Raw genomic sequence first — 18,261 nt, forward strand, 5'->3', positions numbered from 1 at the left:
ATCTATATATTCTGATAATAAGTATACAATTAGGGTAAAATTAAGACTAATATGATTTATGAACTTAATTAAGTCAACAGGCACATTTGGCTTTTATACCATCATTAGCAGACTGCTTGGATATATTAGAGACATATTAATTGCAATATTTCTTGGAACAGGTTTGTTGGCAGATGCTTTTTTTGTAGCATTTCGAATTCCAAATACATTTAGAAGATTATTCTCAGAAGGAACTTTCAATGCCGCCTTTGTACCTAGCTATACTTCTGAAATGAACAAAGGAAAAAAATCTGCAAACGATTTTGCAAATAATATTTTTAATCTTTTATTTTTAGGTCTCTTAATTTTAACAATAGTTGTTCAAATTTTTATGCCTGGATTTGTATCAATTATTGCCCCAGGTTTTGTAGATGATTTAGATAAAATGGATTTAGCTATCAGTTTAACAAGGATTACTTTTCCTTTTTTATTATTTATTAGTTTAGCATCTTTTTTTTCTGCAATATTAAATTCTCATAATAAATTTGCTGCAGCTTCAGCAGCACCAATTTTATTAAATTTTATTTTAATAATTGTTTTATTATTTTCTAAAGCTTTAGGAGATGAGCTTGTTTATTATTTATCATACGGTGTATCCTTAGCAGGTTTTTTACAATTAATTTTTTTATATTATTTTGTTAAAAGATTTTTTTCATTTAAATTTAATTTTAAGTTAGCAAGTGATGAAAAAGTAAAGTTTTTTTTTAGAAAACTATTACCGAGCATTTTTTCATCTGGCGTAACTCAAATTAATATTTTGGTTGGAACAATTATTGCTTCCTTTCAAGCTAGCGCAGTTTCTTATCTTTATTACGCAGACAGAATTTATCAGATCAATCTAGCGATAGCTGGTATTGCAATTGGAGTTGTGATTCTGCCACAACTTTCAAGGTTTATAGAATCTAAAAATGAAGAAAAAATTTCTCTTATTCAAAACAAAGCTTTAGAGCTGAGTTTATTTTTAAGTATACCAGCAACAGTAGCTTTGGTGATTGGTTCACAGGAAATAATTTCAGCTTTGTTTGGTTATGGTAATTTTAACAAAGAATCTGTTAATAATTCAAGTCTAGCTTTATTTTATTTTGCTTTAGGTTTACCTGCTTTTGCTTTGATAAAAGTTTTTTCAAGTTTTTTATTTGCTAATCATAATACAAAAATACCATTTTATATTTCGTTAATTTCAGTCCTTTTAAATATTTTAATAAGTATTTATTATTTTAACAAAATAGGTTTTATTATAATTCCAATCGCAACTTCAATCTCATCATGGTTTAATGCAGTAGTATTATTTATATACTTAAGAAATAATAATTTATTCTATTTTCAAAATAACTTTATTTTAAATTTCTTTAAAATAATTTTTGCATCAATATTAATGGGAATATTTTTTAATTTTCTATTAAACTTTTTTGAAAATCAACTTTTATTTTATTATAGCTTTAAATCAATTTATTTAATCTTGAGCGTATTATTTGCACTATTCTTTTACATATTTATTTGTTATTTCATCAAAGCTTTTAAAATTAGTGATATTAAATTAAACTATTAAAAATATGGGTAAAAAAATATTTTCTGGTGTTCAGCCAACAGGCAATCTTCACTTGGGTAATTATTTAGGTGCAATCAAAAACTTTGTAGACCTTAATAATGACCGTGATAATGATTGTATATTCTGTGTGGTTGATCTGCACGCAATTACAGTTAAACAAGACCCAAAAGAGCTAAAAAATAATATTCGAGAGACCGTAGCTACTTTTATAGCAAGTGGAATTGATCCTAAAAAAAGCATTATTTTTAATCAATCTGGTGTAGCAGCCCATTCAGAGGGAGCTTGGATTTTGAGCTGTGTTGCCCGAATGGGTTGGTTAAATAGAATGACGCAATTCAAGGAAAAAGCAGGTAAAGATAAAGAAAAAGCAAGTGTTGGACTTTATTCATATCCTGTTTTAATGGCAGCTGATATTCTTTTGTACGACGCGACTCATGTCCCTGTTGGTGATGATCAGAAACAACATCTTGAACTATGTAGAGATATTGCTCAAAAGTTTAATAATGATTTTGATAAAGATAATTTTTTGCAAGTACCAGAACCTTTAATTCAAAAAGAATTTTCTAGAATTATGAGTTTAAAAGATGGATCAAAAAAGATGAGTAAATCTGAATTATCCGATTTAAGTAGAATTAATTTAACAGATGACAAAGATGCAATAGTAAATAAAATAAAAAAAGCAAAAACTGATCCGTTACCAATGCCGAGTAATGTTGAAGAATTAAATGAGAGGTTAGAAGCAAGAAACCTTCTTGGAATATATTCTAGCTTAAATAATTCAACTTTACAAAATACAGTCGAAAATTTTTCAGGTAAAAATTTTTCTGAATTTAAAAATCAACTTTCTGATTTATTGGTTAAAAAGATTGAACCTATATCTTTAGAAATAAAAAAACTTTTAAATGATCAACCTTATTTAGATAAAATCCTTCTAGAAGGAGTTGAAAAAGCAAACTCAATTGCATCAAAAAAGATAGATAGAATTAAAGAAATACTAGGATTTTAACATAATTTAAATATCAAGTTTAAATTTTAGAAATAAGCTCTATATATACTTACAACATGTTCGTACAAACTGAAATAACGCCAAATCCTAATTCTTTGAAATTTCTTCCTGGGAAGAAAGTATCAAATAGTGGTCCTTATGAAATCACAAATAAAGATCAAATAAATAATGATTTGGTTAGAAATATTTTATCAGTCAATGGGGTTGAGGGTATTTTTTTAGGACAGGATTTTATTTCAGTAAATAAAAATGACCAAATTAAATGGGACGAAATTAAACATATTGTTATTTCACTAATAAACGACTTTTATTTAGATGGCAAAGAATACGTCATTGACGAAAATGAGGAAGAAAAAAATAACAATCTAAGTGAAATTGAGGAAAAAATTGTAAAAATTTTAGATCAAAAGATTAGACCTGCAGTTGCAAGAGATGGTGGTGATATAAAATTTAAAGAATTTAAAGACGGAATAGTAAAAGTGCAACTACAAGGAAGTTGTTCAGGCTGTCCAAGCTCGACAATGACTTTAAAGCAGGGAGTACAAAATCTTCTCTGTCACTATCTTCCAGAGGTAAAAGAAGTTGTTGCGATATAATAATTTATGAAAAAAAATTTAATCAAATTTCAATTTAGTAAAAATAAAAGCATTAATTCTATTTCTAGATTTATGCTAAGTGGAATTTTTTTAATCTCATTTTTTTATGTAACTCCAATGTTTATTAACTTTGCTGAAAAAAACTTTAATCATAAGGAATTTACAAATAATTCTAAAAATCTTTTATTAAAAAAACTTAATACAAATGGTTTAATTGAAGAAGATATCTCAGGTGAAGTAGATGAGATGGATTTACTTTATGATATTTTAGAGGAAAATAATTCAGAGATTAATTTAGTCAGGTATACAACCTCAGAAATCAATTCATTATTTAAAGAGGTAAACTATAACTTAAAAGATGTGAGAGAAAATAAACTCGTAAAGCCTATAGATATAGGACTTCTTCCAAACGAAATAAATGACATCTCTAGTTCAAAGAAAAAAAAGGATATGTTTATTAAAATAATCCTCCCATTGATCGTTAAAGAAAACACTAAAATTAGAATAGATAGAAAAAGACTCTTTACGATTTTAAATAAAAGTAGCAATACTGATATCGAAAAAAAATGGCTTGAGAAAAAATTTAAACAATATGGTGTTAGGCAAAATGATTTTCCATCATTAAAGGTAAGGATGGATGAAATTCCAACTTCGTTAGTAATTGCACAAGCAGCAAAAGAAACAGGTTGGGGAACTTCAAGATTTGCAAGAAAAGGAAATGCTTTATTTGGTCAATGGACGTGGTCTGGCGAAGGTTTAAAACCTAAAGAAGCTGAGAAAGGTGAGACTCATAAAGTCATGAAATTTAATAGTTTACAACTATCTGTGAGAGCATATTTAAGAAATTTAAATACTCATAAATCTTACATAAATTTAAGAAAAGCTAGGAGTGAGTTGAGAAGTAATGATAAACCACTTGATAGTATAATTTTATCTAAACATTTAGATAAATATGCTGAAACAGGAAGTCAGTACATTGAAGTTCTCCAAAAAATAATAAATCAAAATAAATTGAAAGATTTTGATGAGGCAAGATTATTGCCATCTAGTAAGGATTTAGAAAGCTTAATTTAATTTTTTTTGATTGGAAATTGAACTCCAAACCATCTCCATTTTCCATTATCATTTAATGAACAGTTTATTCTGCCTCTTCTAGGTTTAAAAGGTTCTCTAAATTCAATAGTTAAGATTTGATTAGATAAATTAGTTTTAGATTTATCCCACTGGTCTCCTTCGTTGGAATAACATGTAATATTGCTTAAATTTTTTTGTTCTTTAAAAAATTCAACTTTAAAATTTGGTGGATTGTCATTTATTGTAAGTTGTTTTTCACTTGGAGATAAACTTTTATATTCTAAAGGATAATAATTAATTATAGATTTAAATCTTTTAAGCTCTCCATATTTTTCATTTATCGGAAATCTTGGCAGTTCAAATTTATTTTTGTTAAGATCAATAACCCCCGAATGTTGACCAAATGCATATTCAAAGTTTTGAGAAATATAATCTCTCATAAATTTAGAATATTCACCAAATGGATAAGAGAATAGACTAGGAATATAATTAAGTTCTTGTTTAAAAATCTTGTTTGCAGTTTCTATATCTAAAATGAAATTTTCTTCAGTTTCTTCTATTAGGTATTCGTGGCTATGTGAATGATGTCCAATTAAAGAAAAATCCACTGCATCAATTTCTCTAATTTGATCCCAGGTCATATAACCTTTGTTCCCAACTGGTTCTGTTGAAACAAAAAGTATAAATGGAATTTTGTTATCCCTTAAATATGGCCAAGCTTCATTGTAAAATGATTCAAATGCATCATCAATTGTTATCAAAACTTCTTTTTCTGATTTTGAAGTTTTAAATTTTGAATCAAATTCATTAGGATTAAGAAAATTATATTTAGAATTTTTAACAGTTTCTAAGTGCTTCTTAAATACCTCCATATTAATATTAGTTGACGGGTATTTATGTTCATTAAAACGATGATACATTATTGATAAAATCCCATTATCTTCTGAATAAAATTTGATATTATTTTCATCTGATTTAGAACTAAAACTAAAAAACAAAGATAAAATGAATAAACTTATAATTGATGTAGCTGGAGATAAAATTTTTTTAATGATCATAGCTAATGATCATATTTACAATATTACTCATGAGAATACTAAAATAAATTATGAAAAATTAACTTTGAAAATAAAAGAATTTTTAGAATTAAATAAATTTGAATTGAAGGATATTAATAAAATATACATTAACAGAGGCCCAGGAAGTTTTGCAGGGATTAGAAATTCTATCTCTGTTGTAAAAGCTCTTAAATTAGCAAAAAATATTGATTATTATTGCTATAGTTTAAAAGATTTTAAAGGTGAAAAAGATGTAAAATATGAAAATGTCCCTTATTTGTGCGATAAATTTAAAATTAAAAAAAATTTGATTAACCCTATTTATATAAGTTAAAATTAAATTATGTCCGAAACAATTGAACAAAAATGTTTAGCAAAAGGTGTGAAATTGACAGACCAGAGAAAAATAATTGCTCAGGTCATGTCCGAGTCCACTGATCATCCTGATGTTGACGAACTTTACAATAGAGTTTCAAAGATAGATAATAAAATAAGTATTGCTACTGTCTACAGAACAGTAAAATTATTTGAAGAATCTGGAATACTTACTAAGCATGAGTTTAAAGGTGGAAAAGCTAGGTACGAGGAGCTCAATGAAGGACATCATGACCATTTAATAGATGTGAAGTCAGGTGAAATAATAGAATTTGTTGATGAAGAAATCGAAAAACTTCAAAAAAAGGTAGCAGATAAATATGGTTACACTTTAGTTGATCATAAGCTTGAACTTTATGGGATAAAAAAAAAATCCTAAATTAAAATGCAAAAAATTTTCATTAAAACATTTGGTTGTCAAATGAACGAATATGATTCAAATAGAATTTTCGATTCAGTAAAGAAAATTGGTTATCAAAAAAGTGAAAACCTAGAAGAAGCTGACTGTTATTTGTTGAACACTTGTCACATCAGAGATAAAGCAAAAGAAAAAGTTTATTCTGAAATAGGAAGAGTTAAAAAAAGCTTTAGAGCTAAAAAAAAACCATTAGTAATAATTGCAGGGTGTGTTGCTCAAGCAGAAAACCAAGAGATGCTTAAACGTGAACCTTATATAGATTTAGTAATTGGCCCTCAAGCTTATCACAAGATTAACGAAACGATTCTGGATCATATTGAAAAAAGAAAAAAAATTGAACAAACAGATTTTGATGCTGTTTCAAAATTTAAATATTTTAGTAAAATAAAGAATGAGGCAGGTAAGATTTCATCTTTTTTAACTATTCAAGAAGGATGTGATAAGTTTTGTCATTTTTGTGTGGTTCCATATACTCGTGGACCAGAATATTCTAGACCATTCAATCAAATAATTGAGGAGGCAAATTATTTGTCAGATCATGGAGCAAAAGAAATCATACTTTTGGGACAAAATGTAAATGCTTACAATGATAATAGTAAAAGACTATCTGATTTAGTTTTAGAAATTGAAAAGATTAAAGACGTAAAAAGAATTAGATACACAACTTCGCATCCAAAAGATATGACTGATGATTTAATTGAAGTATATAAAGTCTCTAAAAAATTAATGCCTTTAGTTCATCTTCCAGTTCAGAGTGGATCCGATAGGATTTTAAAGTTGATGAATAGAAAACATAAAATAGATCATTATTTAAAAGTTTATGACGAATTGAAAAAAATTAATCAATCAATTGAATTTTCAAGTGATTTTATTATTGGTTATCCTGGTGAAACTGAAGAAGATTTTCAAAGTACAGTCGATTTAATTAAAAAAGTTAATTTTATAAATTCTTACTCATTTATATTTAGTCCAAGGCCTGGGACAAAGGCAGAAGCTTTAGATTTAATTGATAAAAAAATTTCAATGGAAAGGTTAGAATTTATTCAAAATTTATTATCTGAAAATCAAACCCAAATGAACAAAAAATTAGAAAATAGAACAATTGATGTGTTGGTTGAAAATTTAACTGAAGATAAATCCAAAGCTTTTGGCAGAACTGAATATATGACATCAGTAATTTTTAATGGTAAAAGAGAACATATTGGAAAAATTGTGAAAGTAAAAATTACAAATAGTAATAGAACTACATTGTTTGGAGAATTGTTAAGCAACCCAGATCAAAAGGTGGCATAATCTTTGAATAATACAATTAAAAAAAAAATCGATACCACTCTAAAATTTGTTTACTCAGATAACAATTCATTAAGTGTAATATTTCACAACAACGAATTACTCATGGGCGTTGCCGGAGAATTTAATAAAAATTTAAAAGAATTAGAAAAGATGACTAACTCTAGTTTGTATTCTAGGGGAAATTCAATAATGATAAAATCAGATCCACAAAAAAATGAATTAATAAAAAATGCAATTCAATTTTTAACTAATCAATTTATAAATAATGGTTCAATCGAAAATAAAGATCTTATATCATCAGTTGATCAATTTATGATTAAAGAGAAAGTTAAAAATAATAATGTAACTGACATTATAAAAACACCAAAAAAATCAATTATTCCCAGATCCGAAAAACAAAAAAGCTATGTCAGAGCTTTAAGACAAAGTGATATTGTAATCTCAGCAGGTCCAGCTGGAACAGGAAAAACCTTTTTAGCTGTAGCAGTTGGTTTGACTATGTTGTTAGAAAAAAAAATAGAAAGAATTATTCTATCTAGACCTGCTGTTGAAGCAGGAGAGAGACTTGGCTTTTTACCTGGAGATATGAAAGAAAAAGTAGATCCTTATTTAAGACCTTTATATGACTCTTTATATGATTTATTTGATTTTGAAAAAATACAAAGAATGATCGAAATTGGTGATATTGAAATCGCTCCTTTGGCATTTATGAGAGGTAGAACACTAAAAAACTCTTTTGCTATATTAGATGAAGCGCAAAATGCAACAGATACACAAATAAAAATGTTTTTAACAAGGATCGGTGAAAATTCAAAAATTGTAGTCAATGGAGATCCTACTCAGATAGATCTACCTAACAAAAGTATGTCAGGATTAGTTAGATCAAAAGAATTATTGGGGCATCTAAATGAAATTTCAGTTGTAGACTTTGATCATTCAGATGTAGTAAGACATCCACTGGTTTCTAAAATTGTAAAAGCCTACTCTAAAAATGATTAATTTAAACGTCTTCTCAGAAGAGAAGGCTTGGTCTAAAAAACTTAAAAAAAAAGATTTTTTTTTCAAAAGTATTTGTGATGCTTTTCCAAAAAAATATAAATTTTTAAATAAAAAAATAAGTTTATCTTTACTTCTTTCAAACAATAAAAAAATTAAAGTTTTAAATAAAAAATTTAGAAATAAAAATAAATCTACTGATATTTTATCTTTCCCAACTAGCAAAATATTAAAAATATCAAAGCAAACTTATTTAGGAGATATAATTATTAGTTTTAATTTTATGAATAAACCAAAATCACAATCAGATAAACAATTTAAAGAAAAAATAATTAAAACGTTTATTCATGGTTTCTTGCACTTGTTAGGATTTGATCATGTAAAAAATAAAGATTATTTAAAAATGTTAAAAGAAGAAGAAAAAATATTTAAATCAGTTATTTCAAAAACTAAGTAAATTGAAAAAAAATTTATATATTGATATAGTTTATTTATTGTTTCTTGGAGCGGTAACTTCATTAAGTTTACCACCTTTCAATTTGTTAATAATTAATTTTCTATCCTTTAGCTTATTCTTTATTTTTTTGATTAAAAAAAAAGAGAGCAAACATAAATTATTTTTTTTCTATGGCTGGTTATTTGGATTTGGATATTTTCTAACAAATATATATTGGATCTCTATTTCACTAACATTTGATGAAAATTTTAAATTTTTAATTCCATTCACTCTAATTTTAGTTCCTTCTTTTATTGCGTTATTTTACGGTTTTGTTTGTTATTTGTTTATTTTCTTTAAACCAAATAAAACTTTGAGTTCAATTTTACTATTTTCTGTAATCTTTGGTTTTCTAGAATTTATCAGAGGTTCAGTTTTATCAGGTTTCCCTTGGAACTTAATTGCATATAGTTTTTCAAATCATATACAAATTCTAAGCATAACATCTTTAATAGGCACATATTCTTTCAACTTAATTTGTATAACTTTATTTCTAAGTCCTGCACTCTTCATTTTACGGAATGACAAAAAAGATTTAATTTTTTGCTTAATTTTACCATTAATATTTTTATTATTTTATTTCTTTGGATATTCAAATAAGCAGGATTTTTACAATAGTGATGTTGAAAAACTTGAATATAAAATAAGATTAGTTGGCACCGATATTTCTTTAGATAGGTTTTATTCAGGAGAGGGGCCTGTATCAACTATAGAAGATCTTATAAATATTAGTTCACCAAATAAGAAAGAAAAAACAATTTTCATTTGGCCAGAGGGCATATTGCCTGGAATTTCTCAGGATCAAATTCAAAGTTATGATTATTTATTTAATGAAAGTTTTAACGAAAATCACTTACTTATTTTAGGCATCAACAACAAATCAAAAGTTAATGATCAAGTTAAGTATTACAATTCTTTATCGGTTTATGACCATAATCTTAATTTATTAAATTATTATAATAAAATAAATCTTGTACCGTTTGGCGAATTTTTACCCATGGAAAATTTATTAAAAAAAGTAGGTCTCAAATCTTTAACTAACAATTATCAATCTTACTCAAAAGGTCAAAAAAGAGAAATTATAGATTTAAATCAAAAAAATTTTTCTATAAAATTTTTACCATTAATTTGTTATGAGATAATTTATTCTGGAAAATTATATAAAAATCATGACTTTGACATAATAGTAAATATTTCAGAGGATGGATGGTTTGGTCAATCAATAGGACCAGAGCAACACTTTATTCACAGTATATTTCGAGCTATCGAAAGTGGAAAATATGTAATTAGATCAGCTAATAACGGAATAGCTGCGATAGTAAATCCTCTCGGTATCGTTGAAGAAAAAATTAACTTTAATGAAGTTGGATATATTGATTTTACCAAAATGAGAAAAATTCAACCAACATTCTTTTCTAAATATGGGAATAAAATTTTTGGTTTAATAATTTTATTGTATATTTTTTTAATATTTTCATTTAATAGAATTAAAAATGAGTAATTTAAAAAACTTCCTATTTACAAGCGAGTCAGTTTCAGAGGGACATCCAGATAAAGTATCAGATAGAATTTCTGATATGGTTGTTGATAGTTACATTTCTGGAGATCCTTATTCAAGAGTTGCTTGTGAAACTTTAACGACAACAAACAAAGTTGTACTTGCAGGTGAAGTAAGGGGACCTGAGATTAAAAAAGATGATTTAATCGAAAAAGTAAGGAATTGCATAAAAGATATTGGATATGATCAGGAAGGATTTACCTGGAAAGAAGCAACAAAAATAGAAAGTCATTTGCATTCTCAATCTGCTGATATTGCAATGGGTGTGGACTCATCTGGAAACAAAGATGAAGGTGCTGGAGATCAAGGTATAATGTTTGGTTATGCATGTAATGAAACAGATGTATTTATGCCTGCACCAATTCATTATTCGCATAAAATTTTAAGACTTATGGCTGAGGACAGAAAATCTGGTAAATTAAAAAATATCGAACCAGATTCAAAAAGCCAAGTTACATTCGAATATGTTGAAGGTAAACCGACTAAAGTAAAATCTGTTGTCATATCATCTCAACATTCTTCTGATGTTAATCAAGCTCAGGTAAGAGAATTATTAAGACCGTATATGTTAAAATCAATTCCAGAAAAATTTCTTAAAGATTTTAATGAGGAAGAGTTTTATGTAAACCCCACTGGTAATTTTGTAATAGGTGGTCCAGATGGTGATTGTGGTTTAACAGGAAGAAAAATTATTGTGGATACCTATGGTGGAGCAGCACCCCATGGAGGAGGAGCATTTTCAGGTAAGGATCCTACAAAAGTAGATAGATCTGCTGCTTATGCGGCAAGATATATTGCTAAAAATGTTGTTGCTTCAAAAATAGCAGATAAATGTTTGATACAGTTAGCTTATGCAATCGGAGTTTCAAAACCTTTATCAATTTATATTGATTTATTTGATAATGATTTAGATAAAAACAAATTTGTTGTTGAAAAGATTAATGAAAATTTTGATCTCAGTCCTAGAGGAATTAGAGAGATGTTAAACCTTAATAGACCTATATATGAAAAAACAGCAGCCTATGGCCACTTTGGTAGAACTCCAGGAGATGATGGATCATTTTCATGGGAAAAAACTGATAAAATCAACGTTTTTTCTAAATAGTTTCAGTTGAATTAAAAAAAAACTTTACTATATTGCCCTTACATTGTTGAATTATCAAAATGGGCTCTGGCCCATTTTTTTTTGGAGCAGATAAAAAATGTTAAATAAAAGAGCTGATAAATTAGAATTATTAAGAATTGCTGAAGCAGTAGCTTTGGAAAAATCGATAGATAAAGAACTTATAATTAGTTCTATGGAAACAGGAATAGCTAAAGCAGCTAAATCTAAGTTTGGTCAAGAAAATGAAATTAAAGTTTCAATCAATAGAGATAATGGGGACATAGAATTGTTCAGAAAACTTGTTATTTCTGAAAATCCTGAAAATGCAAATACAGAAATAAAATTAGAAGATGCGATAAGTCTTAATGAAAATAATAAAGATAAATCAATCGGTGATGAGGTTCTTCAGCCATTACCATCTTTTGATTTTGGTAGAATAGCTGCTCAAACTGCAAAACAGGTAATAAGCTTTAATGTTAGAGAAGCAGAGAGAGAAAGACAATTTAATGACTTTATTGATAAAAAAGATACAATTTTAAGTGGTATTGTTAAGAGATTAGAATTTGGAAGCGTTATTGTTGATCTAGGTAGAACAGAAGCAATCATTCAAAAAAATGAGTTAATTCCTAGAGAAAATATTAAAGCTGGTGATAGAGTAAAAGCTTATTGTTATGACGTAAGAAGAGAGCCAAGAGGTCAACAAATCTTCTTGTCTAGAGCTCATCCAAAATTTATGGAGAAACTTTTTGTTCAAGAAGTACCAGAAATATATGATGGATTAATCGAAATTAAATCTTCTTCAAGAGATCCTGGAAGTAGAGCAAAGATTTGTGTTAAAGCAGTTGATACATCATTAGATCCAGTTGGAGCTTGTGTTGGTATGAGAGGTTCTAGAGTTCAGGCAGTTGTAAATGAACTTCAAGGAGAAAAAATTGATATTGTGAATTGGTCAGAGGATGCTGCAATATTAGTATCAAATGCTTTGTCGCCTGCAGAAGTTCAAAGAGTTAATGTTGATGCAGAAAGAAAAAAACTTGATGTAATTTTAACTGAAGAAAATTTGAGTAAAGCGATTGGTCGAAGGGGTCAAAATGTAAGGTTGGCGACTAAATTGTTAAATTATGAAATTAATATTATGACTGATGCAGAAGACTCCGAGAGAAGACAATTAGAATTTAAAGAAAAGACTGATAACTTTGTTAAAAACTTAGAATTAGATGAAACTTTAGGTCAGTTATTAGTTGCCGAAGGTTTTTCAACAATAGACGATATTAAAGATAGCTTACCAGAAAACTTAACTAAAATAGAAGGAATTGAGGAAGAAACAGCTATTGCGTTAATTGATAGAGCAAAAGAGTTTCACCAAAAAGATCAAGAAGATATATCGGAAAGAATTAAAGAGCTTGGTCTGCAAGATGCTCTTATCAACCTTAAAGGTCTAACTCCAGGAATGTTAGTTACATTGGGTGAACAAAAAATATTAACATTAGAAGATTTTGCAGATCTGGCATCTGATGAACTTACTGGTGGCTACGATATAGTTAAAGGAGAGAGAGTTAAAATTCAGGGTTATCTAGAGGATTTTGCTTTATCTAAAGAAGAGGCAGATGAATTAATTATGTCTGCTAGAAATATAATTTACAAAGATTGAGAGATGAGCAATGGAGAAAAAAACAAAATTAACAATATCCGGCTCTGCAAAGAAATCTATAAGAAATATTGAGATAGCTAAAACTCAAGGAAAAAATTCTAGAGTAATTGAAAAACAAGGTGGAAAATTCACTAATAGAGGTGGATCGTTTAGACCTGGTGTAGGAAAACCAAAATCTACCACTTCATTTAATAGAGGTGCACCATCAAAACCGTCTTTTGCACCGAAATCTCCTCCAATTACAAGCGATTTTGAAAGAAGAAAACTGGCAGAGCAAAGAGCCACCAAAAGACTTAAGGGAGATAGTGAAAAAGATAAAAAAACATTAAAAGCTGGAACAAAAAAAAGAGAATTAAAATTAACTGTTTCAAGAGCATTAAGTGACGAAATAGAAGCAAGAGAAAGAAGTTTAGCATCAGTTAAAAGAGCTCGACAAAAAGAGATGAAAAACTCTTCCAAAGAAGAGGCACAAGAAAATTCAAAACCAGTAAAAAGAGACATCAATATTCCAGAAGCAATAACTGTTAGAGAGTTAGCAAATAGAATGGCGGAACAGTCTAGCAATGTAATTAAATATTTATTTGGAATGGGTGTGACTGTAACAATTAATCAAACTTTAGCTGCTGATACAGCTGAATTTTTAGTTAAGGAATTTGGACATAATCCAATAAGAGAGGAAAAAGCAGAGGAAATTATTCAAAAAATAAAAGCTACTAGAGTAGAAAATTTAAAAAATAGACCACCTATTGTTACTGTTATGGGCCATGTTGATCATGGTAAGACTTCTGTTTTAGATGTTTTAAGAAGCGCTAATGTTGTTTCAGGAGAGTTTGGTGGAATTACTCAACATATCGGAGCATACCAAATTGAAAGTCAAAATAATAAATTAACTTTTATAGATACCCCAGGTCACGCAGCTTTTACAGAAATGAGAGCTAGAGGCTCTAAATTAACAGATGTAGTTGTTTTGGTTGTTGCAGCTGATGATGGAGTGAAGCCACAAACAGTCGAGTCTATAAAACATGCAAAAGCCGCGAATGTTCCAATAGTAGTTGCAATAAATAAGTGTGACCTTCCAGAAGCTGATCCGCAGAAAATTAAAAACCAACTACTTGAACATGAGTTAATAGCAGAAGATTTATCTGGTGACACTTTAATGGTTGAGGTTTCTACAAAAACAAAACAAAACTTAGATAAGTTAGTTGAGTCTATAATTTTACAAGCTGAAATATTAGATCTTAAAACAGATTATGAATCTAAAGCTACAGGTATAGTATTAGAGTCAAAAATAGATGTTGGAAGAGGACCGGTTGCAAATATTATTGTAACGACAGGTACTCTTAAAAAAGGTGATTTTTTTGTAAGCGGTTTAAAATGGGGAAAGGTTAGAGCAATTATTAATGATAAAGGTCAAAATATTAGCGAGGCTCCACCTTCAACTCCCATAGAAGTTTTGGGTATAAATGGTGCTGCTAAAGCTGGAGATGATTTTATTGTTTTAGATACTGAAAAAGAGGCTAAAACTCTGAGTGAAAATAGAGCTCAAGAGAGCAAAGATGGAAAAAACCCATTAACGTTTGCGACACAAGATTCTGCTTTCTCAGATAAATCTTCAGAGGAATTAAATTTAATTATTAAATCTGATGTACAAGGATCATCTGAGGCTATCAAAAATGCAATTGCTCAAATTAAACATGAAGAAGTAAAACCAAAAATAATATTAGCAGATATAGGAATGGTAACCGAAACTGATGTTACATTAGCCAAAGCATCTAATGCTGTTCTCATAGCCTTCAATGTAAAACCGAGTAAAGAGGCTAAAAAACTTGCTGAAAATGAAAAAATAAAAATCTCTACTTATAATATCATTTATGAGGTGTTGGATTATGTTAAGCAAAAAATGTCTGGATTATTATCTCCTGATGTTCAAGAAACAATTACTGGAACAGCACAAATTCTTGAGATATTCAAAGTTTCAGGTGCTGGAAAAGTTGCAGGCTCAAAAATTACAGAAGGTGAAATAAATAGTAATTCTGATGTAAGAATTATTAGAGACGGCGCAATAATTTATACAGGAAAAGTTTCAACAATTTTCAGAGAAAAAAACCAAGTAAAACAGGTTAGTGATGGTCAAGAATGTGGAATTACTGTTAAAGATTATATGGATTTCCAAAAAAACGACACAATAGAGGCATTTAGTGTTACATCTACAGAGAGATCGATTTAATGGCTGATAGAATAGGAAAACCAGTATCACAAAGACAGCTTAGAGTTGGAGAGATGATTAAGCAGTCTTTAAGCATGATTTTTATAAGAAATGAGGCTAAGGTGCCAAATTTAGAAACAAACACTATAACAGTTACTGAGGTTAGAATGAGTCCTGATTTGAAAATTGCTAAAGCTTATGTTCTTCCATTAGGAGGAAAAGATGCTGAGGAAACAATTAATGTTTTGAAGGAATACTCATTTTTAATAAGAAAAATTTTATCACAAAAAGTGGTTATGAAATTTTTACCAAAATTACTTTTTAGAAAAGATGAGTCTTTTGAGTATGCGGAAAAAATAGAAAACTTAATAAAACAAACAAATAAATAGGAAGAAAGAGGCATGAATAAAAAGGCACAAGAATTAGCAATGCATGATAAAGATACTGGATCTTCAGAAATCCAAATCGCTTTGCTAACAGAGAAAATTGAAACTCTCTCTAAGCATATTAAGCAATTCAAGAAGGATAAACATTCATCTGTAGGATTGTTGAGAGCGGTAAATAGAAGAAAGAAATTGTTAGAATACCTAAAGAAAAACAAAATGGATTCTTACAAAAATGTACTGTCGAAATTGAATTTAAGAAAATAATAGAAGTCAAGATAGATAGAACGGAATGGAACGAAACGAACGAAACGAAATGGAAATGAAATGTTTAAAGTATATAAGAAGGAAATTGAAGTAGCGGGAAAGAAGATAAGTTTAGAAACAGGTAAAGTAGCAAGACAGGCAGACGGTGCAATAATCGCAACATGTGGAGAGACAGTCGTACTAGCAACCGTAGTGGGGGCAAAAAAAGTAAATCCTGATATGGATTACTTTCCATTATCTGTAAATTACCAAGAGAAATATTATGCAGCTGGAAAAATTCCAGGTGGTTATTTTAAAAGAGAAGCAAGACCAACTGAGAGCGAAACATTAATCTCCAGATTAATTGATAGACCAATCAGACCTTTGTTTCCTGATGAATTTAAAAATGAAGTACAGTTATTACCAACTGTAATTTCATATGACAAAGAAAACGAACCAGATATTTTATCAATCACTGCATCATCAGCAGCATTGGCTATATCAGGAATGCCATTTATGGGTCCTGTTGGAGCTTCGAGAGTTGGATTTATAGATGGAAAATATGTTTTAAACCCTTCTAAAGCAGAGCTAGAAAAATCGAAATTAGATTTAGTTGTAGCAGGTACGAAAGATGCTGTGCTTATGGTTGAATCAGAAGCAAGTGGTTTAACAGAAGAAGAAATGTTAAATGCAGTTAAATTTGGTCACGAAGGCTTTGTTCCAGTAATTGAAATGATAGAGGAACTTGCAAAAGAATGTAGAAAACCTGAGTGGACAGTTGAGAAAAAAGATTTATCTAAAGTTAAGAAAAAACTTGAGGAAAATTTTACAGAAGATCTTAAAAAAGCTTTTGCTACAAGAGATAAACAAGATAGATCAAATCAAATTTCCGAGATTACTGATAAAGCTAAAAAACTTTATGAGGAAGATGAAAACTACACAGATCTTGATGTTAACAGTCAGTTAAAAAGCCTAGAAAAATCAATTGTTAGAACTGATATTCTAAAAAATAAAAATAGAATTGATGGAAGAGGTTTATCTGATGTAAGACCTATCGAGTGTGAAGTGGGTATTTTACCTAGAGCTCATGGTTCTGCATTATTTACTAGAGGAGAAACCCAAGCAATTGTTGTAGCAACTTTAGGAACTTCTGATGACGAACAAAGAATTGAAAGCTTAGATGGGCTTCAGAGAGAACGATTTATGCTTCACTATAATTTTCCTCCTTTTTCTGTTGGTGAAACTGGAAGAATTGGAACTGGTAGAAGAGAAATCGGACATGGTAAATTAGCTTGGAGAGCGATTAACTCTTCATTACCAACTAAAGAGGCATTTCCATATACTTTTAGAGTAGTTTCAGAAATAACTGAGTCTAATGGTTCTTCTTCAATGGCTACTGTTTGCGGAACTTCTCTAGCGTTAATGGATGCTGGAGTGCCAATTAAAGAGCCAGTTGCAGGTATTGCAATGGGTTTAATTAAGGAAGGTGATGATTTTAGTGTCTTGTCAGATATTTTAGGTGATGAAGATCACCTAGGTGATATGGACTTTAAAGTTGCTGGAACCAAAGATGGTATTACCTCTCTTCAAATGGATATCAAAATTACAGGTATTACATTTGAAATCATGGAGCAAGCATTAAGCCAAGCTAAAGATGGAAGAGTTCATATCTTAGGAGAAATGAATAAAGCATTATCAGCTTCAAGATCTGATGTTGGAAAACATACTCCAAAAATGGAACAAGTTAATGTCGATAAAAAAGACATTGCCGCTGTAATTGGAAAAGGTGGTGCAACAATCAGAGAAATAGTTGAAAAATCAGGTGCGAAAGTAGATGTAAATGATGAAGGTGTAGTAACAGTTGCTGCTCCAGATGAAGAGTCTAGAAACATCGCAATGCAGATGATTAAAGACATAACTGCAAAAGCTGAACTGAATAAAATTTATTCAGGTAAAGTAATGAAGATTATGGAATTTGGCGCATTTGTTAATTTCTTAGGAAAACAAGATGGGCTTGTTCATATCTCAGAACTTGCAGATAAAAGAGTTGCTAAAGTAACCGATGTTGTCAAAGAAGGCGATGAGGTAAAAGTTAAAGTGATTGGCTTTGATAGAGGTAAAGTTAAACTTTCTATGAAACAAGCTACTGAATAATTAATAGCTTAATTTTAAATTTTAAACCCCCTGAATGAGAGTTCTGGGGGTTTTTTTT

Annotated in this window: 17 protein-coding genes; 16 read left to right on the plus strand and 1 reads right to left on the minus strand. The window is 29.1% G+C overall.

Going from position 1 to position 18,261, the window contains the following annotated elements:
* Positions 1 to 58 precede the first annotated feature (58 nt).
* The 4 genes from murJ to VP90_RS05130 are packed head-to-tail and all read left to right on the plus strand — an operon-like array spanning position 59 to position 4,264.
* Entirely contained in the window at positions 59 to 1,588 is a 1,530-nt protein-coding gene (gene murJ / locus VP90_RS05115) for a murein biosynthesis integral membrane protein MurJ (RefSeq protein WP_262590048.1), read from the plus strand.
* Between the two features lie 4 nt (positions 1,589 to 1,592).
* Positions 1,593 to 2,594 carry a tryptophan--tRNA ligase gene (gene trpS, locus VP90_RS05120; RefSeq protein WP_262590049.1) on the plus strand — a complete coding sequence of 334 codons (1,002 nt, stop codon included), beginning with the start codon at positions 1,593 to 1,595 and terminating at the stop codon, positions 2,592 to 2,594.
* A 56-nt stretch (positions 2,595 to 2,650) separates the two neighbouring features.
* Entirely contained in the window at positions 2,651 to 3,190 is a 540-nt protein-coding gene (locus tag VP90_RS05125; protein ID WP_262590050.1) for a NifU family protein, read from the plus strand.
* A 6-nt stretch (positions 3,191 to 3,196) separates the two neighbouring features.
* Positions 3,197 to 4,264 carry a glucosaminidase domain-containing protein gene (locus tag VP90_RS05130; RefSeq protein WP_262590051.1) on the plus strand — a complete coding sequence of 356 codons (1,068 nt, stop codon included), beginning with the start codon at positions 3,197 to 3,199 and terminating at the stop codon, positions 4,262 to 4,264.
* Here the strand turns inward: VP90_RS05130 and VP90_RS05135 are convergent.
* Complete coding sequence (locus VP90_RS05135) at positions 4,261 to 5,322, minus strand: polysaccharide deacetylase family protein (RefSeq protein WP_262590052.1); 1,062 nt, start codon at positions 5,320 to 5,322, stop codon at positions 4,261 to 4,263. The genes VP90_RS05130 and VP90_RS05135 overlap by 4 nt on opposite strands.
* On the opposite strand from VP90_RS05135, the gene VP90_RS05140 reads away from it, so the two are divergent.
* The 12 genes from VP90_RS05140 to pnp all read left to right on the plus strand — a co-directional run bounded on the left by VP90_RS05140 (position 5,270) and on the right by pnp (position 18,203).
* Positions 5,270 to 5,656, plus strand: coding sequence for a peptidase M22 (locus tag VP90_RS05140; RefSeq protein WP_262590053.1), 387 nt, complete (start codon positions 5,270 to 5,272; stop codon positions 5,654 to 5,656). The two genes, VP90_RS05135 and VP90_RS05140, sit on opposite strands and share 53 nt — an antisense overlap.
* 9 nt (positions 5,657 to 5,665) lie before the next feature.
* On the plus strand, positions 5,666 to 6,076 hold the full coding sequence (locus VP90_RS05145) for a Fur family transcriptional regulator (RefSeq protein WP_262590055.1): 411 nt from the start codon (positions 5,666 to 5,668) through the stop codon (positions 6,074 to 6,076).
* Between the two features lie 6 nt (positions 6,077 to 6,082).
* Complete coding sequence (gene miaB / locus VP90_RS05150) at positions 6,083 to 7,408, plus strand: tRNA (N6-isopentenyl adenosine(37)-C2)-methylthiotransferase MiaB (protein WP_262590056.1); 1,326 nt, start codon at positions 6,083 to 6,085, stop codon at positions 7,406 to 7,408.
* Between the two features lie 3 nt (positions 7,409 to 7,411).
* Entirely contained in the window at positions 7,412 to 8,407 is a 996-nt protein-coding gene (locus tag VP90_RS05155; protein WP_262590057.1) for a PhoH family protein, read from the plus strand.
* A complete protein-coding gene (ybeY, locus tag VP90_RS05160; protein WP_262590058.1) occupies positions 8,400 to 8,861 on the plus strand; it encodes an rRNA maturation RNase YbeY in 462 nt (153 codons plus the stop codon). The genes VP90_RS05155 and ybeY overlap by 8 nt, the downstream gene beginning before the upstream one ends.
* Before the next feature lies 1 nt (position 8,862).
* Positions 8,863 to 10,401 carry an apolipoprotein N-acyltransferase gene (gene lnt / locus VP90_RS05165; protein ID WP_262590059.1) on the plus strand — a complete coding sequence of 513 codons (1,539 nt, stop codon included), beginning with the start codon at positions 8,863 to 8,865 and terminating at the stop codon, positions 10,399 to 10,401.
* Positions 10,394 to 11,563 (plus strand): methionine adenosyltransferase, encoded by a 1,170-nt coding sequence (gene metK, locus VP90_RS05170; protein WP_262590060.1) that lies wholly within the window; start codon positions 10,394 to 10,396, stop codon positions 11,561 to 11,563. Before lnt ends, metK begins: the two co-directional genes overlap by 8 nt.
* A 97-nt stretch (positions 11,564 to 11,660) precedes the next feature.
* On the plus strand, positions 11,661 to 13,214 hold the full coding sequence (gene nusA, locus VP90_RS05175; protein WP_262590061.1) for a transcription termination factor NusA: 1,554 nt from the start codon (positions 11,661 to 11,663) through the stop codon (positions 13,212 to 13,214).
* A gap of 10 nt (positions 13,215 to 13,224) precedes the next feature.
* Positions 13,225 to 15,441 carry a translation initiation factor IF-2 gene (gene infB, locus VP90_RS05180; RefSeq protein WP_262590062.1) on the plus strand — a complete coding sequence of 739 codons (2,217 nt, stop codon included), beginning with the start codon at positions 13,225 to 13,227 and terminating at the stop codon, positions 15,439 to 15,441.
* Complete coding sequence (rbfA, locus tag VP90_RS05185) at positions 15,441 to 15,809, plus strand: 30S ribosome-binding factor RbfA (protein ID WP_075485631.1); 369 nt, start codon at positions 15,441 to 15,443, stop codon at positions 15,807 to 15,809. Before infB ends, rbfA begins: the two co-directional genes overlap by 1 nt.
* Positions 15,810 to 15,821: 12 nt before the next feature.
* The gene (gene rpsO / locus VP90_RS05190; protein ID WP_075485648.1) at positions 15,822 to 16,070 is read left to right on the plus strand and encodes a 30S ribosomal protein S15; all 249 of its coding nucleotides are present in this window, start codon (positions 15,822 to 15,824) and stop codon (positions 16,068 to 16,070) included.
* A gap of 60 nt (positions 16,071 to 16,130) precedes the next feature.
* A complete protein-coding gene (gene pnp, locus VP90_RS05195; protein ID WP_262590065.1) occupies positions 16,131 to 18,203 on the plus strand; it encodes a polyribonucleotide nucleotidyltransferase in 2,073 nt (690 codons plus the stop codon).
* The last annotated feature ends 58 nt before the right edge of the window (positions 18,204 to 18,261 follow it).

Origin of the sequence: Candidatus Pelagibacter ubique HIMB140, from assembly GCF_025558165.1 — a bacterium.
GTDB classification, from domain to species: Bacteria; Pseudomonadota; Alphaproteobacteria; order Pelagibacterales; family Pelagibacteraceae; genus Pelagibacter; species Pelagibacter ubique_T.